The sequence below is a fragment of the Marinobacterium jannaschii DSM 6295 genome (assembly GCF_000620085.1).
GTDB classification, from domain to species: domain Bacteria; phylum Pseudomonadota; class Gammaproteobacteria; order Pseudomonadales; family Balneatricaceae; genus Pontibacterium; species Pontibacterium jannaschii.
Map to the genome: position 1 here is coordinate 231105 of NZ_JHVJ01000005.1, position 24849 is coordinate 255953.

General features: G+C 54.0%; 15 protein-coding genes. 6 read left to right on the forward strand and 9 right to left on the reverse strand.

Annotated elements, in window-relative coordinates; genetic code table 11:
* Positions 1-142 precede the first annotated feature (142 nt).
* Positions 143-1147 (forward strand): AraC family transcriptional regulator, encoded by a 1005-nt coding sequence (locus Q354_RS0104380; RefSeq protein WP_027856551.1) that lies wholly within the window; start codon positions 143-145, stop codon positions 1145-1147.
* A gap of 94 nt (positions 1148-1241) precedes the next feature.
* Here the strand turns inward: Q354_RS0104380 and Q354_RS0104385 are convergent, their stop codons facing one another.
* The 3 genes from Q354_RS0104385 to Q354_RS0104395 all read right to left on the reverse strand — a co-directional run bounded on the left by Q354_RS0104385 (position 1242) and on the right by Q354_RS0104395 (position 6496).
* Complete coding sequence (locus Q354_RS0104385) at positions 1242-3263, reverse strand: methyl-accepting chemotaxis protein (protein ID WP_027856552.1); 2022 nt, start codon at positions 3261-3263, stop codon at positions 1242-1244.
* Between the two features lie 341 nt (positions 3264-3604).
* Positions 3605-5242: a fatty acid--CoA ligase gene (locus tag Q354_RS0104390; RefSeq protein WP_211252206.1), complete on the reverse strand. Its 1638-nt coding sequence runs from the start codon at positions 5240-5242 to the stop codon at positions 3605-3607.
* Positions 5243-5290: 48 nt separating this feature from the next.
* Positions 5291-6496: an ABC transporter substrate-binding protein gene (locus Q354_RS0104395; protein WP_027856554.1), complete on the reverse strand. Its 1206-nt coding sequence runs from the start codon at positions 6494-6496 to the stop codon at positions 5291-5293.
* Between the two features lie 219 nt (positions 6497-6715).
* On the opposite strand from Q354_RS0104395, the gene Q354_RS0104400 reads away from it, so the two are divergent.
* Together Q354_RS0104400 and Q354_RS0104405 are read left to right on the forward strand one after the other, a co-directional pair.
* On the forward strand, positions 6716-9463 hold the full coding sequence (locus Q354_RS0104400; protein ID WP_245600987.1) for a cache domain-containing protein: 2748 nt from the start codon (positions 6716-6718) through the stop codon (positions 9461-9463).
* 32 nt (positions 9464-9495) lie between these two features.
* On the forward strand, positions 9496-10221 hold the full coding sequence (locus Q354_RS0104405) for a response regulator transcription factor (protein WP_027856556.1): 726 nt from the start codon (positions 9496-9498) through the stop codon (positions 10219-10221).
* A 272-nt stretch (positions 10222-10493) separates the two neighbouring features.
* On the opposite strand, the gene Q354_RS0104410 is transcribed toward Q354_RS0104405, so the two are convergent.
* The 5 genes from Q354_RS0104410 to Q354_RS0104430 form a co-directional block, all read right to left on the reverse strand.
* Complete coding sequence (locus Q354_RS0104410; protein ID WP_027856557.1) at positions 10494-12134, reverse strand: fatty acid--CoA ligase; 1641 nt, start codon at positions 12132-12134, stop codon at positions 10494-10496.
* A gap of 75 nt (positions 12135-12209) precedes the next feature.
* Positions 12210-14597: an efflux RND transporter permease subunit gene (locus Q354_RS0104415; RefSeq protein ID WP_027856558.1), complete on the reverse strand. Its 2388-nt coding sequence runs from the start codon at positions 14595-14597 to the stop codon at positions 12210-12212.
* On the reverse strand, positions 14587-15630 hold the full coding sequence (locus Q354_RS0104420; RefSeq protein WP_084332470.1) for a WD40/YVTN/BNR-like repeat-containing protein: 1044 nt from the start codon (positions 15628-15630) through the stop codon (positions 14587-14589). The genes Q354_RS0104415 and Q354_RS0104420 overlap by 11 nt, the downstream gene beginning before the upstream one ends.
* A 127-nt stretch (positions 15631-15757) precedes the next feature.
* A complete protein-coding gene (locus tag Q354_RS0104425; protein ID WP_027856560.1) occupies positions 15758-17122 on the reverse strand; it encodes a DUF1329 domain-containing protein in 1365 nt (454 codons plus the stop codon).
* Positions 17123-17148: 26 nt separating this feature from the next.
* Positions 17149-18738: a DUF1302 domain-containing protein gene (locus tag Q354_RS0104430; RefSeq protein WP_084332471.1), complete on the reverse strand. Its 1590-nt coding sequence runs from the start codon at positions 18736-18738 to the stop codon at positions 17149-17151.
* Positions 18739-19432: 694 nt separating this feature from the next.
* Between Q354_RS0104430 and Q354_RS0104435 the strand changes: the two genes are divergently transcribed.
* Positions 19433-20812 carry a diaminopimelate decarboxylase family protein gene (locus Q354_RS0104435; RefSeq protein WP_027856562.1) on the forward strand — a complete coding sequence of 460 codons (1380 nt, stop codon included), beginning with the start codon at positions 19433-19435 and terminating at the stop codon, positions 20810-20812.
* 53 nt (positions 20813-20865) lie between these two features.
* Here Q354_RS0104435 and Q354_RS0104440 read toward each other — a convergent pair whose 3' ends face one another.
* A complete protein-coding gene (locus Q354_RS0104440; RefSeq protein ID WP_027856563.1) occupies positions 20866-21432 on the reverse strand; it encodes a gamma-glutamylcyclotransferase in 567 nt (188 codons plus the stop codon).
* A gap of 428 nt (positions 21433-21860) precedes the next feature.
* Between Q354_RS0104440 and Q354_RS0104445 the strand changes: the two genes are divergently transcribed.
* Both Q354_RS0104445 and Q354_RS0104450 read left to right on the forward strand, forming a co-directional pair.
* Complete coding sequence (locus tag Q354_RS0104445) at positions 21861-23363, forward strand: aldehyde dehydrogenase family protein (RefSeq protein ID WP_027856564.1); 1503 nt, start codon at positions 21861-21863, stop codon at positions 23361-23363.
* A 17-nt stretch (positions 23364-23380) separates the two neighbouring features.
* Positions 23381-24067 (forward strand): AroM family protein, encoded by a 687-nt coding sequence (locus tag Q354_RS0104450; RefSeq protein WP_027856565.1) that lies wholly within the window; start codon positions 23381-23383, stop codon positions 24065-24067.
* Positions 24068-24849: the final 782 nt, after the last annotated feature.

Genomic DNA, 24849 nt, shown 5'->3' on the forward strand with positions numbered 1-24849 from the left:
GATGCACCTAGTGTCCCGTTCAATCAGTCGATCAACAATAACGAAAGAAGTCTGATAGTTAACATTTTCGGACACAGGCTCTACACTAGGAACTCACGCCTATCCATTAACACCATGCAACCAGTCAGAAACAAATATCAATATGAGCCGTGAACGCCACTCCATCTCTATTCACTTTGCCCGCACCCTGATCGCAGCGGCCAGGCGCAATGGTGTCGATTACCAGAAACCGATGCGCTTTGCCGGGCTGAACGAAAGGATGCTGGAGAACCCGGGCCTGCGTATCACTCCGGACCAGTTGAGCCGGTTGATGCAGGAGATGTGGCGGGTCGCGGATGATGAGTTCATGTGTATGGGCAGCCGCCCGTCGCGACACGGTGTTTTTACCCTGATGGCAAAGCAGGCGGTACGCTGCAGGAATCTGCGCGCGGTGTACCACCATCTGGGACACTTCTACAACCTGGTTGCCGAGGCGCTGAATCTGGAGCTTTCCGTCACGGACGGCGAGGCACGCTTCGCCCTGCAACTTGCTGATCCGGCCAAAGATCCCGACTGCACACTCAGGGAGTTTCTGCTTTTACTCTGGCACCGCTTCCCCAGCTGGTTGATTGGTCAGCGTATCCCGCTCAGCTATGTCAGCCTCGATTTTCCCGAGCCGGCGCATAAAGCCGAGCACCGGCTTATGTACCCCTGTAGCGCCAGATACAGCCAACCGGACTGCGCCCTGGCCTTTGATGCGGCATGGCTGGATGAGCCTGTTGTACAAACGCCCGCCACCCTCAGTGCTTACCTGCGTCGCGCCCCGCTTGACTGGTTCAGGCGCCAGGCCTATTACCAGTCCTACACCCGACGGGTTATGGATTATCTCGAGCGCAGTGACGTTCTGGCGACAACCAACATGGATGAGATTGCGGCAGAACTGAACGTTACTTCAAGGACCCTGCGCAGAAAGCTCTCTGATGAAGGCACCAGCTTCCAGGAGCTGAAAGACGGCGTGCGACGCGATGCGGCAATCCATTCCCTGAGTCAGCCTTCAATCCCTATCTCCGAAATTTCCAGACAGCTCGGCTTCTCAGAACCCGCTGCCTTTACCCGAGCTTTCAAGCACTGGACCGGTGTGCCGCCAGGCATCTACCGACGCTCGTAATTTTCCGCTGTCCGCCAGGCATTGGCAGCCGGAGGCAACGGGTTCGAAACGGGCATAAACCACAAGTCACCATCTGACCAGCCACCTCACCTGATTAAACCTTAAAAGTAGCCACCACAGTCTGCAGCTCACCGGCCTGACCGGTCATCTGCTGACAGGCAGCAACGGTCCCCTTTGCGCCTTCTGCCGTCTGATTACTCACATCGCTGATGGAGCGCACATTGCGCTCGATCTCGTTCGCCACCAGGGTCTGTTCTTCACCCGCCGAAGCGATCTGGGCATTGAACTCAACGATACGGGAGATCGCGCCTGAAATACCTTCCAGTGTGCGTCCTACTTCTGCTGAGTTGATTACTGTCTGGCCGACCTTTTCATGACTGACTTCCATTGCCCGGACTGCATCGTTAACCCCTATCTGCAGCCGTGTAATCATCTCATCAATCACAGCGGTGGATTCCTGCGTCCGTTGCGCCAGGGTGCGTACTTCATCAGCTACAACCGCGAATCCGCGTCCCTGCTCACCGGCCCGGGCTGCCTCGATCGCCGCATTGAGGGCTAGCAGATTAGTCTGTTCCGCTACGCCTTTAATGACATCCAGCACCTGGGTAATACTTCCACTGTCTTGCACCAGTTGGTGGATCACCTTCATTGCGTGATCGATATCCCGGGACAGCTGATTGATATCCTCCAGGGTATTCGTCACCAGCTGCTGCCCTGCCGCAGCCTTTCGATCTACCTCTTCAGATTCCTGCGATGCGATCAATGTCTTAGCGGCCACTTCCTGTGCACTGCCCGCCATCTGGCTGATTGCCGCCGCGACCTGATCGGTTTCGCGGCGCTGAGCTTCAGTCGCTTCACTGCTTTGCCGGGCAATACCATCAACTACACCGGCCTGGGAGGCTACCGATTCCACCGTGCTGGTCACCTGTGACAGCAGCGATCGCATCCGCTCTGTCATCTGATTAAACCGCGTGGCCAGAGTCCCCAACTCATCACGGTTGGAGATCTGTACCTGACTGGTCATATCGCCCTGTGTAACGCGTTCTGCGGCATCCAGTATGGCCTGCATACTGTTTCGTACTGACAGATTAAAGGCCAGCATCAGATAGTTGGTAAGCAAGAAAACCGTCAGGACAACCGCCAATAAGCCGTAATACCGATGGTTTTGTGCGCTATCTCTGGAACGCAGGCGTGCTTCGACAAAGTCGAGCGCGCCATAGATAAAGTCATAGATGGCAGCCCCCGTATCCGACTCCTGCTGGAAATACTGCTGCCAGTTATGATCGAGGTTCTCATCAATCAGAATATCGTTCTCAAAGCGCTCGGCCCCCTGCTTCAGCTTTATCGCTGTGGCTTCGGCCCGTGCGATCAGCTCTCTGCCAAAGACATCTTGTGCCGACAGGATGGGCCTTAGGCTACTGCTCAGCCGCTTCTGATCGTCAATCAGCGCATCCATTACCCGATTAAGCGTTTCCATCACACCAGAATTCACCACGCCGGCCTTAACCACGCGGGTGGAGAACGCGCGCTGCTGCCCCTGATGTTCGAGTAACGCTTCGGTCCCATCCAGCACCGCCTTCATCAGAAGGAAGTTATATGGATCCCTGTCCTGATATACCCCGGTCTCGTAGCTGAGGCGATGCACCAGTATCCAGCTTTCCAATACCAGGGCGTTGTTATTTACAAAGATCGCCGCTTCATTCAGCGTACCGGCACCTCTTTCCTCGGCGCCCAACTGGTGCAATCTGGATATAAGTTCTTTCAGCTTTTCCGCCCTCTCCAGGCTGGCAATGTCCAGTTCAAGGTTACTCAAACCGTCGCTGTAGCGGGCCTGCAACCCATTAAGCTTTGCCTCCAGCTCAAACCCACTGCCCTGAACGACTGTCAGGTCTCTCAGCTCTGATGCTGTCGCGACTAACGCAACGGCCTTCCGCAGGGTCTCGATTCCACCCAACTCGGTCCGGGTTACCTGCTGCGATTCAGAGATTTCATCCAGCTGCATATAGGCAAGACTCAATAGCGGAATAAGAAACAACACATTGATGAGGGTGAATTTATAGAGGTAATTCAATCTGTTCATCAGCCTGATGGCCGGAGACAGCAATGCGATCAGCATACTTCAGTCCTGATTTATTCTAGTTAATGGCCAGGTAAGACAGGCTTACAGGGCGTCCCTTGTCGCATCGGGGAACTGTGGCGCGCCACTTAGACGAAAGTCTAAAAACCTATTCTGTCTAATTTCCGAGCAACCTGGCTATTACCGATCAAGCCATAAAATTGATAATTTCGGACAGATGCTGATGTTTAGGGTAAGGAGGACTGCGATGAAAAGGACCAGTGCACCGCATCATGCACTGGTTAAGATCGATACCAGAGGATATCGATTGAGAGACAACCTTTGCTTCGCCACAGGCTCTGGGCTGTAACATGGCCGGTGGCGAAATCCGCAGGGGGTTGTTAGAACTGTCCCCGGATCAGTTTCTTGTTGATCTTGCCGACACTGGTTTTCGGTATTTCAGTAACGATATTGATCTCCTGGGGTATCGCCCACTTGTTAATCCGGCCACTGTCGACAAACTGCTGCAGATGCACCTGCAGCACAGCTGCATCCAGTTCGGTTCCGGCCAGCGCAACCACCAGCGCAAGCGGTCGTTCATCCCATTGTTCGTCCGGAATACCCACCACTGCCACTTCAGCAACCGCTTCGTGCTGACTGATCAGGCTTTCCAGCTCCAGCGAGGAGATCCACTCACCACCGGTTTTGATCACGTCCTTGATGCGGTCCTTGATCTGCAGCACGCCCGCCGAATCAATTGAACCCACATCGCCGGTATGTAGCCAGCCACCGTCCCATAACTCTTCGCTTTTCTCAGACTCTTTTGCATAGCCCTGGGTCAGCCAGGGTGCCCGTACCACAACCTCTCCCATCGCTTCGCCATCATGGGGAACTTCTTTCCCATCCGGATTAACAATACGCAGATCGACCATACCGCACGGCACACCGGTTTTGATACGTTGCGGCATCTGGTCGCTCATTGCCTGTTCCCGTTCGTCGCCGTGCAGGTAGGTAGCGGTCAGAAGCGGACAGGTTTCCGACATACCATAGGCGGTATGGAATAGGATGCCGCGATCTGCCATCTCCTGCGCCAGCCCCAGGGTTGGCGCGCTGCCACCGGTGAGCAGTTTCCAGCCACTTAGGTCGGTGTCTTTGGCTTCGTCGCAACCCAGGATCATCTGCAACACGGCAGGCACACCGTGGGAGAAGGTCACTTTCTCATCGCGGAACAGGCGTACAAGTTTGTTCGGTTCGTAACGGCCCGGATAAACCTGCTTTACACCCATCATGGTTGCCACATACGGCACACCCCAGGCGTGTACATGGAACATCGGCGTCATCGGCATGTAGACGTCGTCGGAACGCAGCAGCGGCAGTCCCTCATAAGCCCCCAAGGTGGTTGCCATATTCAGCGTATGCAGCACCAGCTGACGGTGGCTGAAGTACACCCCTTTTGGATTACCAGTGGTACCGGTGGTGTAAAAGGTGGTGGCGATGGAGTTCTCATCAAAGTCCGGGAAGTCGTACTGGTCATCGGCGTCCGCCAGCAGGCTTTCGTATTCCCCGATCGATTTGAGCGTGGTCGATGCCGGTGTGTCGTCATCGGATAGCTGGAGATAGCTGTGCACACTCGGGATCTGATCGGCCAGGGATTCTGCAATCGCCAGAAAATCATCATGCACCAGCACCAGGTCGTCCTCAGCATGGTTCATGGTATAGGCGATCTGATCCGGACTGAGGCGGATGTTGACGTGGTGCAGCACAGCACCAATCATCGGTACCGCAAAATAAGCTTCCAGGTAACGGTGGCTGTCCCAGTCCATCACCGCCACGGTATCTCCGGCAGTAACGCCCGCATTGGTCAGAACGTTTGCCAGCTTTCGAATACGCTGATTGAGGGTGCGGTAGTCATAGCGAATCTTATCGCCATAGACGATTTCACGACCCGGCTCATAGCGTTGTCCGGATAACAGCAGACTTTTGATCAACAGGGGATACTGATAGGCGCTCTGGGTTGGTGCGAGGATTTTGGTATTCATCATCATATACCTGCGATGTTCATTATTATTTTGATGCCCAAGGGGTGGTTACTTGAAGTCGCACTGCGCCAGCATGGCACCGTAGGCTTCATTGCCGGGAATGACCTGCTCGATAGCGAAAATATCGTCATCATTTTTCCGCTCTTCGGCATTTTTGATCCGCACCTGGTACATGTCATGCACCATGCGACCGTCGTTGCGCAGGGTGGCGTTACGGGCGAAGAAGTCATTCGGCGGCGTTGCTTTCATCTCTCGCATCACCACATCCGCGTTATCGGTACCGGTTGCTTTGATACTGTTGAGGTAGTGTAAGGTGGCTGAGTACACGCCGGCGTGAGCCATAGATGGAATGCTGCCGTGAAGGCCTTTAAAGCGAGCAGACCACTGGCGACTGGCATCATCCCGGTCCCAGTAGAACCCAGTGGTTAGCTTCATGCCCCCTGCGATGGTCGGATCAAGCGCTTTGGCGTTTTGGGTAAATACCAACAGCCCCGCAACGTCCATCATCTCAGTAAGGCCAAATTCGGAGGCTGTTTTAAGAGCATTTACAAAGTCGGCTCCGGCATTAGCCAAAGCAACGACGTCTGCACCAGAGGACTGAGCCTGCAATACGTAGGAGGAAAAGTCTGTAGTGCCCAGCGGAACACGTACCGATCCCACCACTTCGCCACCATTGTTGTTGATGACCCCTGTCGCCACCTTTTCCAATGCATGGCCAAAGGCGTAATCCGCCGTGATAAAGAACCAGTTTTTCTTGCCAGCCTTTACCATCGGTTTTACCGTGCCCTGAGCCAGCGCCACTACGTTGTAGGTCCAATGAGCGTTATAGGGGCTGCACGCCTTAGTGGTAAATGCATGAGATGCGGAACCTGATATCAATGCGATCTTCTTCGCATCGGTCAGTACCTTGGTCACCGCGCCTGTCACCGAAGATGCCACCAGCCCGGTTACGGCATCCACCTCCTGACTTTCAACCCACTGACGTACTTTGGCCGAACCTATATCCGGTTTATTCTGATCGTCCGCGCTAACCAGTTCGATCGGTTTACCCAGTACCGTGCCGCCGAAGTCTTCAACCGCCATCTTTGCCGCCGTGACACAGCCCGGACCGCAGACATCGGCGTACACGCCCCCCATATCCCCAAGCACACCAATCTTCACTTTATCGTCTGATATCCCCTGCGCCTGCGCAGCTGATACCGTCATTGCACTGGCGATCGCTATAGTCAGCAGTGAGGATTTCATCGTTTTCATGATCTGTTCTCCTGGAACGGTTTTTATTGTTATTCGTCGCATGACTAAAACCATTCAACAGCAGGAATCTGGCGAGGGTTTGTCACAAATGCACCGAAATGTGCGCGCTGGCAGAATTCGGCAGGAATTGACAGTAGACTGAACGGAAATATTGGACGGGTTTGATAGTCGATGATGTCAGGCACAAAGCTGGTCAGGCGCTTTTCCCAGGTGATTTTAATGATCACCGCCGTGATGTTTGTTGCCGTGTATATGTACACCGTCCCGCTGATTCAGAAGGAGGTGTATGAGATCGAGCGCAACTCCGCCCGGCTGGCGCTGAACAATGTGTTTCAACTGGCCAATAAGATGTACTCCAACCTGGAGAGCTATCGCGAGCAGGCGCTGGATGCCCATAAAGAGCGCCTTAAAGCAGTTGTCGAGCTCACCGAAGCGCAGATTGTCGGCGCATTTGCTCAGGCTGAGCGGGATAATCTGAGCCCCCATCAGGTACGCGCCCGGGTATTCGCCAACCTGCGCAATATGAAGTACGGCAAAGATGGCTATATATGGGTAGCCGATCACGGCGCTACCCTGCTCTCCCATCCGGATCCGCGCTTTCAGGGCATTGAGATCTCCCAAACGGATAACCACGACCAGAGCCAGCTCTTTCGCCAGGTCATCGACACGGCGGTTGCAGAGGGTGAAGGTTTTTTTCAGTACAAGTGGCAACGTTTAGGCGAAGGCCCGGTGATCGACAAACTCTCCTATGTGAAAAATTTTCCGAAGTGGGGCTTTGTCATCGGCAGCGGTCTCTATCTGGATGACCTGGAAGCGGAAGTACAGAACCGCATGCAGGCGGCTATTCAGGAAGTGCGCGAAGCGCTCAGTGAGATCAGGGTCGCCAAGACCGGTTATCTGTATATATTCGATAGTAAAGGCCACCTATTAACCCACCCTAACCCCAACATCGATCAGACCAGCGCCCTTAGCCTGATCAATCCCTCCTCTGGTCGTCCAATCCTTGAGGAACTGATCGAGATTGCTGACACAGGGCAAGAGCTGCACTACAAGTGGGACAGTCCATCCGATCCGGGCAACTATATTTACGACAAGATCTCGCTGGTGCGCTCAATGGAGGGCTTTGGCTGGTACATCTGTTCCTCGGTGTATGTGGATGAGCTGCGCCACAGTTCGGTTCTGCTCAGCCAGCGAATCCTGACCATTGCTCTGATATCGATCCTGCTGGCAATGGCACTGGCCGTGTTCTTTATCAATCGTATCGTGCAGCCGGTCAATCAACTGGCCCGCACGGCAAAACGGGTGCGCGGCGGAGACCTCACCGCCCGAAGCGGAATCCAGCGCGATGACGAGCTTGGCATGCTGGCCCGGACCTTCGACACTATGGTCGAGCGACTGCGCAACAACATTCAGACGCTGGACAGCAAGGTGCAGGAACGTACCCGGGAGCTGGCCCAGCTGGAAGAGAGGCAACGCCTGATCCTGGATGCCCTGCCCGCACAGATCGCCTACCTCGATGCGGATCTGCACTACCTGTTCGTCAATCAGGGATACGCGGACCTGTTTGGTGCTGACAAGGGGTATATTGTTGGCCGCTCGCTCGATGCAGTCATCGATCCGCAGATGATGGCCACCATCCAACCCCAGGTAGAGCGATGCCTGGCCGGGAGCGAAGTAGCGTACGAATATAGCTTCATCAAAGACGGCCAGGAGATTATCACCAAGCGGACCCTGCTACCGGATATCAACAGCGGCGGCGAGATCATCGGGCTGCTTAACCTTTCACTCGACATCACCGCAGAGAAAGAGGCCGAGCGCCGTCTGACCGAAGCTCAGCGTATGAACGCCGCCGGCCAGCTGGCGGGCGGCCTGGCACATGATTTCAATAACCTGCTGTCAGTTATCCAGGGCAACCTGCTGGCCGCTGCCGATCGCTGTACTGAGACTGCAGGCCTGGAAAAATATCTGACCCGGGCGATCCGTGCCTCTCGCCGGGGCGCCGACATTATCGCCCGACTGATGGCGTTCTCCAGGCGACAGGCCCTGGCCCCCACCGCAGTACCCGTGAAGTCGCTGATAGAGGACACGGTAGAAATGGTGACCAGTTCGCTGCCTGGCAATATCCAGCTGACCCAGCAGATCGAAACGGATGAAGCACTGTTTGTCGATCCCGCTCAGCTGGAAAACGCCCTGGTCAACCTGGCTCTCAATGCCAGGGATGCCATGCCGGAGGGGGGAGAGATCAGGTTCCGTGCCTGCAACCTGAGTGTAAAAACACCGCTTGAGTACGATGAAGCCGTGCCGCCGGGCGATTACGTCGAGATCACGGTCAGCGACTGCGGCAGTGGTTTTTCCGATGAGGCACTGGCACAGGCCTGTGAACCCTTCTTTACGACCAAGGGCTCCGGAAAAGGCTCCGGCCTCGGCCTCAGCATGGTCTACGGTTTCATCAAGCAGTCCCGCGGCTTTATTAATATTGAGAACCGTGCTGAGGGCGGGGCCTCGGTATCCTTGTTGCTGCCATTAGCCGGCGTGGATATGGTACAACAACACAGTGCTATCGAGTCGTGCCCTGATCCGCTGTATTCGACCGATCAGCTTATGCTTCTGGTGGAAGATGATAAGGATGTCCGGGCTGTGGTGCGTGATCAGTTGATCTCTCTGGGCTTTAGCGTACTTGAGGCCGGCGATGCCGACGAAGCCGAACAGCTGATCCGGTCCCTGCCCGAGATTGAAGGTCTGGTGAGCGATATCGATATGCCCGGGCGGCTCGACGGCTTTGGCCTGGCAGAGTTGATGCGTCAGCAGGACAGCAACAGCAGCATCGTTCTGATCAGCGGCAATGCACTGTATCAGCAACCGGACGGCACCCTACAGCCCTGGAATATTCTCCTGAAACCCTTCAACCGCGACGCACTGGCGGATGCTATCCGAGATACCAGAAAGTCTCAGGGCCGCAATCCATAACACAACGACAATCGGCATTAAGGACAATCGGTATGAGTAAAAGTGACCTGATCTATGTGGTAGATGACGATAAAGATATCTGCGATCTGGTCTGTGAAGAGCTGGAGTACTACGGCTTTGATATACGGGCTTTCCATACCGGCGCCCAGGCACTGTTAGCGATTAAGCGACAAGTGCCGAAACTCTGCATTGTCGATCTCGGACTGCCGGATATGGATGGACTGGCTCTGGTTAAAGCGCTCTGTGACAGTGACAACGTAGGGGTGCTGATCCTGTCCGGACGCGGCAGCCTGCCTGATCGGGTGCTGGGGCTGGAGCTGGGGGCCGACGATTACATCACCAAGCCATTCGAGCCCCGGGAACTGGTCGCACGCGTACACAGCCTGCTGCGTCGTATCAATAAGGATAAGGATGAGGTAGCGACTCACTATTGTGCGGCCAAAAAAGTACGCTTCGCCGACTGGATATTTAATCCCTCCAGCCTCGTCCTCAAAAAAGATTCCGGCGAAGAGCTGACACTCAGCACCGCCGAGGCCGACCTGCTGATCACACTGCTCCGTGCGCCGCAACAGATCCTGTCCCGTGACCGCTTACTGGGCGAACAGGCCATTCCGTATGACCGCAGTATCGACTCCCGCATGTCCCGCTTGCGGAAAAAACTGGAAACCGATCCTAAAGACCCGCGGATTATTAAAACGGTGTACGGTGCAGGCTATATTCTCTCAACACCCGTGGAGTGGATCAGCGCAGAAGAATAATTGCACTATTCCTTTACAAAGAGAGTCCTGTCCAGACTCATCCCTCAGGACTTTGCATCCTGATAACACACGTAAACAATAAAACATAACCTTTTGTTTTAATTATGATAAATCTTCCATAAATCACTTGTATAGTAATAACGATATGCCTTGCAGCTTCAAGTTGGTCGACTAGTTAGATACACCTTAGACGGCATGTAGCGGGAGAAAAAAAGGGGAAGCAAAGCTTCCCCAAAGCTCATCAGGGGATGAGTGACGGGGACAAACAACGGTTAATCAAATTGCGTGCGGATGACCTTTTTGTTGATTTTACCGACGCTAGTTTTCGGGATTTCGGTGACAATCGAGATCTGCTGCGGAATCGCCCACTTGTTGATCTGACCGGATTCAACAAACTGGGTCAGGTGTTGCTTTAGAGTCTGACCATCGATTTCGGCACCGGCCACAGGTACGATCATGGCGCATGGACGTTCGCCCCACTTCTCATCAGGGATACCAACAACGGCCACCTCAGCTACCTGCTCGTGCTGGCTAATCAGATTCTCCAGTTCGAGGGAAGAGACCCATTCACCGCCGGTTTTGATGACGTCTTTGATGCGGTCCTTGATTTCAATAACACCGTCGGTATCGATCGAAGCCACATCACCAGTGTGTAGCCAGCCGTTTTCCCACAGCTCTTCGCCCTTTTGCGGCTCCTTGTAGTACCCCTGCGTCAGCCATGGGGTCCGCACCACGATCTCCCCCATCGTCTCACCGTCATGAGGCAATTCGTTACCATCTGTATCTACAATACGCAGATCCACAAGGCCTATTGGCACACCGGTTTTTATACGTTCCGGCATCTGCTTATCCATCGTCAGCTGTCGCTCGGCCTGGCGTAAATATGTGGTACTCAGCAGCGGGCAGGTCTCGGACATGCCATAACCGGTATGAAACAGGATACCCCGCTGCGCCATCTGTTCGGCCAGTGCCAGGGTTGGTGCACTGCCGCCGGTCAGTAGCTTCCAACCGCTCAAATCAGTCGTCTCAGCTTCGGCAGAGTTGAGGATCATCTGCAGCACGGTTGGCACGCCATGGGAGAAGGTCACACCCTCTTCACGGAACAGTTTCACCAGTTTGTTCGGCTCGTAGCGGCCCGGATACACCTGCTTCACACCCAGCATGGTGGCGATATACGGCACACCCCATGCGTGGACATGAAACATTGGCGTCATCGGCATGTAGACGTCATCGGAGCGCAACAGCGGCTGTCCTTCGTACAGACCGAGCGTGGCAGCGCCGTTCAGGGTATGTAGCACCAGTTGACGGTGGGTGAAGTAAACCCCTTTGGGGCTTCCGGTAGTGCCGGTGGTATAGAAAGTGGTGGCAACCGAGTTCTCGTCAAAGTCCGGGAAATCATACTCAGCGCCAGCTTTTTGCAGCAGCTGTTCATACTCGCCCAGTGTGTTCAGGGTGGTAGATGAGCACCCTTCCTCATCGGTTAGCTGGATATAGCCACGCACGTTAGGAAGCTCAGCCTGGATCGATTCGGCAATTGCCAGGAAATCTTCATGCACTAAAACCAGGCTGTCATCGGCATGGTTGATGGTGTAAGCGATCTGATCTGGGCTTAGACGGATATTTACATGGTGCAGCACCGCCCCCATCATCGGTACCGCAAAATAAGCTTCGAGGTAGCGATGGCTGTCCCAGTCCATCACCGCAACGGTATCACCAGCCTGAACACCTAAGTCAGTAAGCATATTCGCCAGCCTGCAGACCCGTTGATAGAAGGTACGGTAGTCATAGCGGATCACATCGCTATAGACAATTTCATTGTTCGGCTCATACCGCTTCCCTGACAACAACAGGCTTTTAATCAGCAGAGGATACTGATAGGCGTTGGCAGCGGGTTTTATGATCTTTGTATTCATCGTTTCTCACCTTAGTTACCGCGATAACAGTGCGGACTGTCCTTGATTACAATTGCGACGAGACGGTATCCCGGGTTATGAACCGGAAGACAAAGTCTTATCAGACGCGTTACCAAACGCTTCTTCTACAGGCGCAGGTGCTTTGAGCAGGAAGTGCGCCAGCGCCGGCAGCAGGGTCAGCGCCCCCACCATGTTCCACAGGAACATGAAGGTCAGCAGGATACCCATATCGGCCTGGAACTTGATTGGCGACAGAATCCAGGTGGCCACACCAATCGCCAGCGTCACCCCGGTAAACGAAACCGCCTTCCCAGTGGTCTTTAGCGCTTCAAGGTATGCCAGACGCAGTGGGTGTCCCAGCTCCATATAGGAGTGCAGACGGCTGTAGATGTAGATACCGTAGTCCACACCGATACCGACGCCCAAGGCGATCACCGGCAACGTAGCCACCTTCACGCCGATACCCAGCACGGCCATCAGGGCCTGACACAACAGCGAGGTCAGTGCCAACGGCAGCAGGATGCAGATCACCGCCTTGATGGAACGGAACATCAACAGGATCATCAGCGCCACGATGCCGTAGACATAGGCCAGAATCTCGTACTGCGCACGGTCGATCACTTCATTGGTAGCCGCTTCATAGGCAGCATTACCGTCCCCTAAGCGGAACCAGATCTCGGCATCATCGTTAGCGTTGGCAAAGTCACGCACTACGCTTACGACACGCTGCAGCGTTTCCTGTTTGTGGTCGGTCAACTCCAGATTCAGCTGCTGCTGATCACAGGCACCGCCGCCACCGGTGGTGGTAAAACCGGAGTAGGCAATCGCACGGCTCAGCACGCGCTCGTCACGCGGCAGCGCCATCATCTTCAGGTTGCCTTCGTTGCCCAGGTAACGGTTGAGCTTGGCACGGGTGGCTGGTGACGCCACCGATTTAACACCCTGAGTGTTCTCCAGCTGCCAGCCTAGGCGGTCGATCAGATCGATAGCCTTGTAGGTTTCACACAGCCCTTCCGGCATACCCATAAAGATGGTCATCAGATCGGTACTGGTGGTGAAGTTACCAGTGATGTAGTTGTTATCCAGGTTGTAGCGAGAGTCGGCACGCAGCTCCGGCGCGCCTTTATCCAGATCGCCAATCTTCAAGCCCTGGCTATACCAGGTCCCCACGCCCACCAGCACCAGCGCCACAACCAGGGCGCCTCGTGCCAATTTCGGCTCGGCAAAGTGGGACAGGCCATCCCACAGGGCAGTCTTGTTCTCCAGTTTATGCTGGGCGTGATCGACACAACGCTGGGTCACCCCCACGTAAGACATCAGCACCGGCAGCAGCACCAGATTGGTAAAGATCACCAGCGCAACACCCACACTGGCCACCATCGCCAGGTCTTTGATACCACCGATATCGATGACAAACAGGGTGGCAAAACCGATACCGTCACTGATCAGCGCCACCAGTCCCGCCTTATGCAGATGGTGGAAGGTCACGCGAGACGCATTCAGACGGTCCTCGCCCTTGGCGGTTTCATGGGCGATCGCATTGATCACCTGCACACCGTGGCTCACCGCAATGGCAAACACCAAAAACGGTACCAGTACGGAGAACACACCCAGGCCGTAGCCCATCAGGTTGAGGATACCCAGCTGCCAAACCACCGCGACCACCGAACACAGCAGCGGAATCAGGGTGGACTTGTAACAACGGGAGTAGTTGAACAGCAGCACTGCGGTAATCACAAACGCCGCCAGGAAGAACAGTGCGATCTGGCCGAAACCATCCACCAGATCAGCGACCTTCTTCACGTCACCGATCACGTGGATGCTCAGATCGTCGTTCTGGTACTTCTGGCGCACCTGCTCCAGGCGCTCGGAAAACTCGTTAAAATCGATCGGCGCGCGGGTGGTCGGATTGATCGGCAGTACTTCAAAGTCGATCATGCTCGCCTTGAAGTCGTTGGAGACATAACTGCCGACGATCCCTGCACGGAAGACATTGGTGCGGATCAGGTCCATCGACTCAGCAGAGTCATTAAAGGTCGCGTTATCGATCACCGGGCCGCTGCCAAAACCTTCCGGTGTAATGGCAAACCAGAGCATACCCGGTGCCCAGAGGGAGTTGATGCTGCCCGTATCCACGCCATCCAGCAGTGACAGCTCATCGCTGATCTTCTGCAGGGTTACAAGGTGCTCGTAGTCAAAGATGGTACCTTCGGAACGCGCTACCGCTACACGGATTACACTGCTGCCGCCAGCTGTTTCATTGCCCAGGAAGGTCTTTGCATTCAGGACAAACTCGTGGCTACCTGGGATCAGACGCTCCAGACGGGTATCTGGGCGTACAAAACTTGCCTGCCACGCCAGGTATAGTGTCGCCAGCAAGCTGAATAGAATGATGGCCAGACGGTGGCGGAATATCAGCTGTGTCAGCACGGAGAACTTAAGGGTGTCGTTGTTATTCATCATTCTGCTTCACCTCAGCTGCGTTCAGGGTCTGGATACCGCCCAGCCCCACCAGAACCCACTGGTCCTGTCCGACAGTCGTCATATTGCTCAACGGTAAGCCGTTATCGCGCTGGTACTTCTGTACGGAGGTAAGATCAGCAGAGACGTTCAACATGATGCCATCTGCGCCCACAATCAGCGCCGAGCCATCCGCCAGCCAGGCACCACCGGACAAACCGGCTTCGGTATGCGAGTCCAGCTCATGCCAGCTGTCACCGCTGTCGCGGCTGACAAACAACTTACCGCCCACCCCGGACAACAGGATCTGATCCTGACCATCGTCACCACGACGCACCAGGACACCGTGAAAAGAACCATCATGATCGGTCTGCAGTGGCGCAAAGCTGTCACCGCCGTCGAGTGAACGGAACAGCAGCCCAGCTTCAGACGCCACATAGATCACACCCGCTACGGGAGACGCCATTGCAAACAGGTGCCACTCGTCCAGGTTGTCGGCATGCGCCTGCCAGTTTTCCCAGCTCTGGCCACCATCGGTGGTGCGATACAGCTTGTTGAAAACGCCAATGGCAAAACCTTCGTTGGCGCTGATAAAGAAGAGATCCAGCAGCGGGCCTTTCATCTCGGTATCGCGGGCATCGAACTGTTTGGACCAGCTCTGACCACCATCGTTGGTGTGCAGAATTACCGCGTCCTCACCCACGGCCCAACCGCGTTTATCATCCCAGAAGTGCACGGCGTTAAGCTGCGAACGTACCGCCACCTGTGCTTGCGTCCAGCTTGCGCCCTGATCATCGGAATAGATAATGTGGCCACGCTCACCCACAGCCACCAAGCGGTTACCGGCACGTGCCACGTCCAGTAACAGAGAATGCTGTGCAGAGGCCATCACCACTGCGGGTTGGTCCAGAGGATCCAGATATTCCGCATGGGCAATTGTGGCTGACCCGGTACTCAACGCCAGGTATACCAGCGCCGATGCGGTCAGGGTATACAATCGGTCTCGGAGCGTTGGATTTATAATTGTTTTTTTCATAATTAAACCTTCACGCAGGATCCAACGTGAGCGTCACGCGTCCGTTCGAATCTGCTGCAGGTAATTTGAGAAGTGCCGTCAGGCCCGGGAAGGGGGCCGGGCCTGATCAGCAATGCATAGATAGTGCTTAACGACCGCGGCGGCGCAGTGCTCCCGCGGTGTAGTAAGACGCTTTTGGCGGTGTCTGGGAGAAGTCGGTACCTTTGCGGCCTTTACCCAGGGAGGTAAATGCCAGGTAGTAGCCATTCTTCTTCAGATCAACGTGCACGTAGCTACCGCCACCGGTCAGAGGCATCTCAGCCGCTACGACTGGATAGGAGAAACCCACACGCCACAGATTACCGTTACCATCGTATTTATCGGTCACCATGATGTTCCAGGTATCCTCATCGACGTAGAAACGACGTTTTGCATACACGTGACGGTGGCCATTCTTAACGGTTGCTTCTACTACCCACACACGGTGCAATTCGTAACGCAGCAGATCAGCATTGATGAACCCCGGTGTCAGCGCCGTGCTCACATCGTGACGTGGCGAGTTCACTTCGTTGTTGTTGTACGGGATGTACATCTCTTTCTTGCCGATCAGCTTGAAGTCGTAACGCTCAGGCGAACCACTGTAGAGCTCATAGTCGTCAAACACGTTTAGCGCACGGTCCGGGGTATCGAAGCCCATGTTTGGCGCACGACGCACACGACGCTCACCCGGATCATAGATCCACGCTTTACGTGGATTATCGGCGAAGTTGATGTTATCCATCGCCAGAATGCCCTCACCCGCATCACGAGCAGGCTTACTCATGGTGGAGGAATATTTCCACAAGACACCACCCTTACGGTCTTTCTCGGACACATTTGGATCGTGGAACGTATGGTGGATATCCAGCTTGAAGTCGTACTGCAGGTTGGAGCCGTTGGTGTAAACCAGGTTTTCACCCACGGAAGCCTCACGGTAGACACCGGTATAACGCAACAAGTGATTCCAGATCACCTCATGGCCGTTTGTCGGGATCGGGAACGGAACCGCACCCCATACACCCTCGACAGCATCACCACCTCGGGTCAGCTTGGCGGTCACCGCATCACGGGCAATCGCATCGTAGAAGGTCTGCGGATACGCGGCAGTACGGCGCGTTGGATAAACGTTCATCTTGAACGTATCCGGGTACGCCTTAAACATCGCCTTTGCCGCTTCCGGCAGCTTGGCAGCATACTGATCCATATTGGCAGCAGTAATAGTGAACTGCGCCTTGTCATCCGCATGCGGATTCGGACGGTGGTTGTCCTTGTTTGGCCAACCTGGGAACGCGCCGCTCAGACCACCGGTCCACTCGGGGATAGTTCCATCGGCATTGCCAGCACGTTCTGCGCCCAGAGGCGTCAGATCCGCTTGCAGACGCTTTACGTCATCTGGGCTGATTTCGGCAAAGGCACTACCCGCACTAAATGCCAACACAGCGACTGCTGCACACAGAATAGATTTGTTAAACATTTGCTATCTCCTCTCAGCAACGCGGCTCAGAATTTGTAGTTAACGGACAGGTTAAAGACGTCCTGAGTGTCATAGTGGGAGTTGTCCTGCACTGTGAAGGAGTAACCTGCACTAGCTTCCCAATCGGTGCCGACATTTGCGGTCAAGGAAACTGAACCAAGCGTGCGGTCTTCTGCGAAGTTACCCCAGAAATGAGAGTTACCTTGGAGGTCATGCTGCAGGAACAGGCTCAACGCCAGATCCGTACCGGGGTAGACGCCTTGCCAGGTACCGGTCCACTCCGCGGCGACACCATAGGCAAGGTCATCCGGGTTCAGAGATTCTTTGGTAATGGAGCTTTGCGCAGCCAGGTTGGACAGATCGCCCTCAATGTAATCAGCACCGAACTGCACCAATACGGCCTGTGAATCGATACCAAAGGCCAGCGGCCCCCCCAGCCAAATGCCGTGCACCGTCGCACTGATAGTGTCGTGCTCTTCAATACCCTCACCCGCCGCGTTGGTCACGCCTAAATTGGTAAACAGAGGGCGGTTTGGACGATAGGCGACCTCGCCATTGACCGACCAAGAGCCAAGTGTGGTAGCAATACTGGCACCGATCATATCGAGATCTTCTGGCCAGATCTGGGAAGCCCCCAGGGCAGATGCACCGCCGGTCCATTTCACAAATGGGAAGGTTTCATGATAGCGGGAGTAATAAAGTCCAACTTCGGTATCCTCTCCGACCATAGTGCGACCAGAAACACCCCACTGCCCCGAGTCACTTGCCTCAATATCCGGATCACGTACCGGCACTCCCAGCACGGGATCGATCTCATCTCCACCTCGGAAAAACGCGTCATCACCGTAGAAGGTGCCACGCGGAGCCATTTCCGTGCGACGCCAATCGGTCTGGACGTAAGCTTCGATTGAGGATGCATCACCAACACCCATCTGAGCGTAGACACTCTCTACACCGATATAGGCTTCCTTCAATTCGGAGCCCGGCGTCACCAGCTTGTTGATATTAAGGGGGACCTGAGTTGCCACGCCATCAAGGAAGAATAGCCCTTCCCCCCAATTGATCACCTGCTTACCGACCCGAACTTCCAGCGGATTCTCACCCACATCAAAAGTGCCGTATGCATAGGCATCTAGAACATCGAAAACATTTCCGGAGTAGTCCCGAGCGCCGTCAGACCAGGAGGCTGTGTTGCCTGCCAGATCGATTGCATCACCGTCCATAATCTCTGTGTCGTACTGATAAGCGGCTGCTCCGACAAAACCATAGTTACGCCAATCCAGGTTCAGCTCTGCCGTTGCTTTGAATACGTTTGAGATAAGATCACCCGCATCGGGCACGCGAGCATCTGAAAGGTAGTTTGGCGTGGTGTAGGAGCCAGCCAGATTGTTTGCGGGATTGATCGCCGCACTGTCGGCATCCTGGGCTCGGATCGACGCAGCATAGCCCAACGTCATATCCAGGTTTCCTGACAACTCGCTATCATCACCAAAATCCAGCTCTATAGCATGCACATTGAGTGCTATCGCCAGCGGTAATGCGGCTGCCGCAAACATTGGCAGCCGCGGCGTAATAGAGCGCCACCTATTTTTCGATTTAGTCTTTTTATTTTTCATCGATTTCACCGTGCTACATATCTAAATTCAAACATTGGATTGAAGTAAGCATTACCAACAACCGCAACATAGCGCCACGAACACTATCTACATCGCGATACATTTATATTTCTACGCCATACCATGCGCCTCTTGAATACCCACAAAGAGTTAACGCCACGCTCTATAGAAAAAATCGTCTAACTCCCACAGGCAGACCCAACGCTTAAAATTTTGCACCAAAAAGAAAGAACGTAAATTGTCGTTATAAGACGCACGAAATTGGAAACCCAACTATCTGTAATTATTGCACTTTGATATGCGCCACCGATGATCAGCCTAATATAATAGGCTACTAGAAAGTACAACATCACAGGGATAACAGGCCTCTTAACCCGTTATGGGTATTCACGAATAGCAACTAATCAGCTAGAACTGTTACCTTTGAAGTCGATGAACATTTCCATGGGGAACAAAATGCTCAGTGTATAAATCAGATAACAGCCCATGAGTAAAACACTCATTCTTGGATTGATTTTTATTTATACTCATAGTCAAAATCGTTATATTTTTGTACAGCCAGCCTATGCCTACAAACTCTCTTTTATTTCAATTTATTTTCAACCTTGAGGACCTGGATTAATTACACAAAATAAAGTTCTAATTAACTAATCGCTCAAGAAAACAAATACAACCAATATACAAGAGCATCTATATGACTGACTTAAAAGATAATCCGGGCACTCCGTTGACTATAGAATTTGGCCAGCTTTATTGCGAAGGCTGCAACACCACCGAGTTGGCAAATAGATTCGGCACTCCGCTATTCGTTCTTTCTGAACAACATCTGCGTAACAATCTGCGCGAGTATCAGCGAACTTTTGAAGCGCACTGGCCGGAAGGAAAGGTCCGCATCATGCCCGCTATCAAAGCCAATCCAACGGTCGCAGTACGCAAAATACTGACGGAGGAAGGTGCCGGTTGCGATGTATTTGGTCCCGGAGAACTTGAATGTGCGCTACGTGGCGGCGTGCCACCGGAAATGATCTCGGTGAACGGCTCGATTAAAGACCGGGATATCATTCGAAAGGCGGCCTCATTGGGTGCCCGTATCGTGCTGGACAGCCCCAAGGAGCTGGAGATCTGCAATGAAGTGGGCGAAGAGTTGAATAAGACCGTTCGCGTCATGCTGCGCCTTAAGCCTTACCTGCATCACCTGGAAGAAAAATCGGATTTTCTACCCCAACAGGAGATACGGGAACTGACCCAGACCATCAAATACGGCATTCCCACTTCCGAACTGCTGCCGATGGGACCGCGCGCCATCGAATTGCCATACGTAGAGCCGGTGGGCGTGCATATCCATATGGGACGCCACAGTAAAAAGCTCGAAGTCTGGGCACAGCTGGTCGAAAGCTATGTACAGCTGATAAAGAAACTCAGCGAGCTAATGGGTGGCTGGATACCACAAGAGGTAGACTTCGGCGGCGGTTTCGCAGCACCACAGGATCAGGAAACCCGGGTCGCCGTTACTGACTACCCCACCCCGTCGCTGGAGGATTACGCCCGTACTGTCACCACAAGCTTTCGCACTGCGATGCAGCAGAACGGCCTTGTGACTGACGGCATTACCATTGAAGTGGAACCCGGCCGGGGCCTGCACAACGAAACCATGCTTCACCTGACACGGGTACATAACATCAAACAGGAAACCACTCATATCCAGCACCGCTGGGCGGAAGTAGACACTTCCGAAGTGTTTCTCGGCATCACGGGTGTTAACCCATCCCCCCCATTTGACTACGTTGTCGCAAACAAAGCAGAGCAACCTCACAACTGCCAGTTTGATATTGTGGGTATAACGTGCAATGCCGAATGGCTCTACCAGCAGGTACCGGTGCCGGAGCTGGAAGAAGGCGACATCATCGCCATGCTAAATACCGGCGCCTACATCGAACCGATGGCAGCCAACTTCAACGCTCTGCCTCGCCCGGGCATGGTGCTGGTGAATGGCGATCAGGCCGACCTGATAAAACGTCATGAGACACTGGATGACGTCTTCGTCCGCCATTTAGTACCTGAGCGACTGAAATAGGCAAAAACTAAAATCATCACGCCAGTTCACTATAACTGGCGTAAGTTGGTGGTTTATATCGATTCACTCTTGAGCAGCTTTTCCAGCCGAAATACGTGCTCATCATGATCTCCCAGGGTACGCAGCGCTTCTGCCAGTTTCAGCAGATATTCTGCATTAGGGCCACTAGGGCCAGATGCCATCGCTATCTGCCTGGCAATCAACTCATCCTTATCCGGGCCCAGATAAGCAGCGTTATCTTCGGATGCAACATAAACCAGTCCATCTTCCTGGCGTCCATCATCAAAGGTCATCGGCGTAAAAAAGCGCAGATATCCGTTCTTTTCCCGCACATCCAGATGATCAAACACTGCGGTGGATACCCGATATGCGATCCCTTTGCAGTGGCTGCCTTTACACTCGACCAGTGTCACCACCCGCCCTGGCATCTCATAAGTTCCTCGATGGTCATGAGACCCTTGCCAGAAGCGTCGTTCCCAGTCTTGAATGCTGGCGGGACGCGATTCCAGATACTCAAAGTCCACTTTAAAAATCAGTGAACCATAGCCAAAAAGCCAAACCGTATCTAAATGATCCAACGGTTGGCGCTGGCGATTGAGTTCAACTGTATTAAACGACATAACAAAGCATTCTTTATTTGTTCGACATTAATTTTATGACAGCCAGACCATTCTTATCGGCGCCAGATTATTGAGGGCGCTACGCTACCACAAATCGCATCCCGATACTGAGGACTGTCATCGCCAAAATCGATAGCCTCACACGTCTTCGCTGAAATGCGCAATTTTTCGCTCTGACACCAGCCTTTGGTGCGCTAAGCCATCGCATCTACCCGCACCCGGATTGATCCAATCCTTATCCGATAAAATCAGCCACGGCATCCCGTACCCTGTTGGTGGTAACTCATTCCTCAGATGCCCGTGCTTAAATAGATCAACGTCTGAATTCGCATTGGTTAGGTAGTTATCTCCCGATCAATCCATATAAATCAATGCACTAGATACGTACCCATTCAACTTATTCGACCACAATAAAAAGGTAGAGAATTATGGATGCGAATGTTCGCGCGCTGATCAATCAGTACGGTGTAACAACCGATACCCTTCGCTTTCTTGATCAACCGAAACGGATGTTCATCGATGGCGAGTTCATCGAGGGTAACCACCAAATGGCTCGGGTCGAAGACCCCTCCACCGGCGGTCAGCTAACAGAGATTCCATTGGCCACCACAGAGGATGTCGATTCTGCTGTTGCTGCCGCAAAATACGCCATGAAAAAAGGCGAATGGTCGCAGAAGACACCGCGTGAACGTGAACAGATTCTGCGCCGTATTGCCGAACTGATCCGCGAGAATGCCCAGACCCTGGCTGAGATTGAGTGTCTGGACAGCGGTAAGGCGATCACCGGCTGTAAAGCGGTTGATATTAATGTCGGTGCTAACACCTTTGAGTATTTTGCCGGCTGGGCAACTAAGATCCAGGGCGCCACCCGCGATAACTCCTTCCCGGTCCAGTGCATGACCTACACCCGTAAAGAACCGGTCGGCGTAGTCGGCGCCATCGTACCTTGGAACTGGCCGTTTGCGATGGCGGTATGGAAGCTGGCTGCACCACTGGCTGTGGGCTGTTCCGTCGTACTGAAACCGGCCGAGATGACCTCACTGTCGATGCTGTACCTGATGGAATTGTGTGTAAAAGCGGGCCTGCCACGCGGCGCAATCAACATCATCACCGGCAAAGGCTCCGTGGTGGGTAACTACATCGTGGGTCACCCGGATGTGGCGAAAGTCTCCTTCACCGGTTCAACACCGGTCGGCAAAATGGTCGGTGCCGCAGCCATCGATAACATCGCCCATATGACACTGGAATTGGGTGGCAAGTCACCGATGGTGGCGTTTGAAGATGCGGATATCGACGCTGTCGCGCGCGCAACCCTCAACAGCGTCTACTTCAACGCCGGTCAGGTCTGCTCGGCGGGTTCCCGCCTCTACGTGCACCGCTCCCGCTACGAAGAGGCGGTAGAGAAGGTCAAAGCGATCGCCGAGAGCATCAAACTGGCGCCATCTCTGGACCCAACTGGTGTGATGGGCCCGGTTATCTCCGCCGGCCAGCGTAACAGCATCCTGGGTTATATTGATAAAGGTAAGGCCGAAGGTGCCACACTGGTCACCGGTGGCCAGTCGCTTGACGGTCCGGGCCACTTTATCCAGCCAACCCTGTTTGCGGATTGCCGCAACGACATGACCATCGTCCAGGAGGAGATCTTTGGCCCGGTACTGGCAATGTCTGTGTTCGATGACGAAGAGGAAGCGATGACACTGGCCAACGACAGTATCTTCGGTCTGGCGGCAAGTATCTGGACCCAGGATCTATCCCGCGCCCACCGCCTGATCCCACAGATGGATGCAGGCAGTGTCTGGGTCAATATCCATGATCCGGGTGATCCGTCTATGCCGTTTGGTGGCTTTAAACAGTCCGGTATCGGTAAGGATCTGGGACCGGAACAGCTTGAGCACTTCCTGGAGACCAAAGGTGTCTGGATCAAGGTCTGACTGGCGAGGTAATAACGATGGCTAAGAAGAAAACCGTTGAGGTCGTACTCTACTCCCAGTTCTCAGAAGAACTTGCAGCGTTTGTAGGTGAGCATCTGGAAACTTCTGCTGACATTCATATCTCCGGCGCACTGGATGGTCTCGATGACGACCAGCTGCGCACCATGGCAGCCGATCCTATCGCAAAAGGTGTACCGGTAGAACTGAGTGACGGCAACTGGCTGTACATCGACCATGACCAGATCGACCAGCGTGCAAACAGCATCATCAAAGGGATGCTGAACGAAGGCGCCGATACTGTGATGATGTGCTGCACCCTGCCATGGCATTCACTCGAATCCTTGCCGGGTGTCATCTGCCCGAGCCGGGTGTTGGAAGCCAACGCTATCGCACTGCTGCCCAAAGGCGGCTGTATCGGCGTCATCCAGCCGGATGCACTGACAAAAGACGAAGAGATCAAACACTGGACGGCACTGGATGTGCCTGTGGCCCGAGCAACGATCTCGCCCCACGAAAACAGCCTGGATGAGCTGGCCGCCGCCACGCGGGATCTGGTATCCCAGGGGGCTGATCTGATCGTGCTCGACTGCCTGGCCTTTACCCGTGAACACTGGCAATGCGTGCGCAACGCCACCCAAAAGCCAGTACTGCTGCCGATGTCCATCATGAGCAAGGTTTTGGATGAGGCCTACGGGCCCTTCTAAGAAGCACCTGCTACTGCGCAAACTGGCCTGAACCCTCAGGCCAGTACTTCACCTTCCTGTGTCACAATGCCTTACACGTTACCGTAATGTGCATTCCCGATGCATAACGCCAGACGGATTTAGCCAGAGTGACCTACCTACCCGGTGCCAGGCACACACGGCGCTGACCAGTGTTTTCTGGCCCGCTACGAAACAGGGCTTTGCACTTCGCGCTTTTGCTATCCAGATTATCCAGACGCATCACGCCCACCCAGCCTATTGTTGCGGGTGCTACCTTGATACGCAGATCACTCAGACACTCGCTTGAAGAACGCCCCTACAACCAGCGCAGAGGAACCATGTCCAGCCTGCGCCCTTACTGAAACAGCCAGAAGCAGACACAATAAGGTAATCATGAAATTTGAAGGTTTCATAACTCACCTCCGCTCAGATGCCCGAAGATTAACCCTTCCCCCGAATTACCACATTGGATTGCAAGCAACACGATTCGTTACAGAAGAATACAAAGAGGACAGCAAATAGCGCAGCCTTCTTTTCGATTGAAGTCTGCTTCGCCTGCCCCCCGACTCTCTTATCTATCGCCAAGTACCTCGATTTTTTTCGATAAACGCCTACAAAGGCTGTCACTCGGCCCCTTCTCTGAGCCGGGTCCTATTTTCCTTACTTCAAATAGGCGGAAGACAAAAGCGACGCGTCTTTTGGTACTAGGATCAAGACATCATATTTACATACGCGCATACATGCATATATAGTAACGCAACGCTAGCGTTCACTAGCCTTCC

What these genes read in the sequence shown, in the direction of transcription:
- Q354_RS0104430 (WP_084332471.1), bottom strand. Translation starts at nt 18,738, where the DNA reads ATGAAAAATAAAAAGACTAAATCGAAAAATAGGTGGCGCTCTATTACG.
- Q354_RS0104410 (WP_027856557.1), bottom strand. Translation starts at nt 12,134, where the DNA reads ATGAATACAAAGATCATAAAACCCGCTGCCAACGCCTATCAGTATCCT.
- Q354_RS0104425 (WP_027856560.1), bottom strand. Translation starts at nt 17,122, where the DNA reads ATGTTTAACAAATCTATTCTGTGTGCAGCAGTCGCTGTGTTGGCATTT.
- Q354_RS0104440 (WP_027856563.1), bottom strand. Translation starts at nt 21,432, where the DNA reads ATGTCGTTTAATACAGTTGAACTCAATCGCCAGCGCCAACCGTTGGAT.
- Q354_RS0104400 (WP_245600987.1), top strand. Translation starts at nt 6,716, where the DNA reads ATGATCACCGCCGTGATGTTTGTTGCCGTGTATATGTACACCGTCCCG.
- Q354_RS0104405 (WP_027856556.1), top strand. Translation starts at nt 9,496, where the DNA reads ATGAGTAAAAGTGACCTGATCTATGTGGTAGATGACGATAAAGATATC.
- Q354_RS0104390 (WP_211252206.1), bottom strand. Translation starts at nt 5,242, where the DNA reads ATGAATACCAAAATCCTCGCACCAACCCAGAGCGCCTATCAGTATCCC.
- Q354_RS0104450 (WP_027856565.1), top strand. Translation starts at nt 23,381, where the DNA reads ATGGCTAAGAAGAAAACCGTTGAGGTCGTACTCTACTCCCAGTTCTCA.
- Q354_RS0104380 (WP_027856551.1), top strand. Translation starts at nt 143, where the DNA reads ATGAGCCGTGAACGCCACTCCATCTCTATTCACTTTGCCCGCACCCTG.
- Q354_RS0104385 (WP_027856552.1), bottom strand. Translation starts at nt 3,263, where the DNA reads ATGCTGATCGCATTGCTGTCTCCGGCCATCAGGCTGATGAACAGATTG.
- Q354_RS0104445 (WP_027856564.1), top strand. Translation starts at nt 21,861, where the DNA reads ATGGATGCGAATGTTCGCGCGCTGATCAATCAGTACGGTGTAACAACC.
- Q354_RS0104435 (WP_027856562.1), top strand. Translation starts at nt 19,433, where the DNA reads ATGACTGACTTAAAAGATAATCCGGGCACTCCGTTGACTATAGAATTT.
- Q354_RS0104420 (WP_084332470.1), bottom strand. Translation starts at nt 15,630, where the DNA reads ATGAAAAAAACAATTATAAATCCAACGCTCCGAGACCGATTGTATACC.
- Q354_RS0104415 (WP_027856558.1), bottom strand. Translation starts at nt 14,597, where the DNA reads ATGATGAATAACAACGACACCCTTAAGTTCTCCGTGCTGACACAGCTG.
- Q354_RS0104395 (WP_027856554.1), bottom strand. Translation starts at nt 6,496, where the DNA reads ATGAAAACGATGAAATCCTCACTGCTGACTATAGCGATCGCCAGTGCA.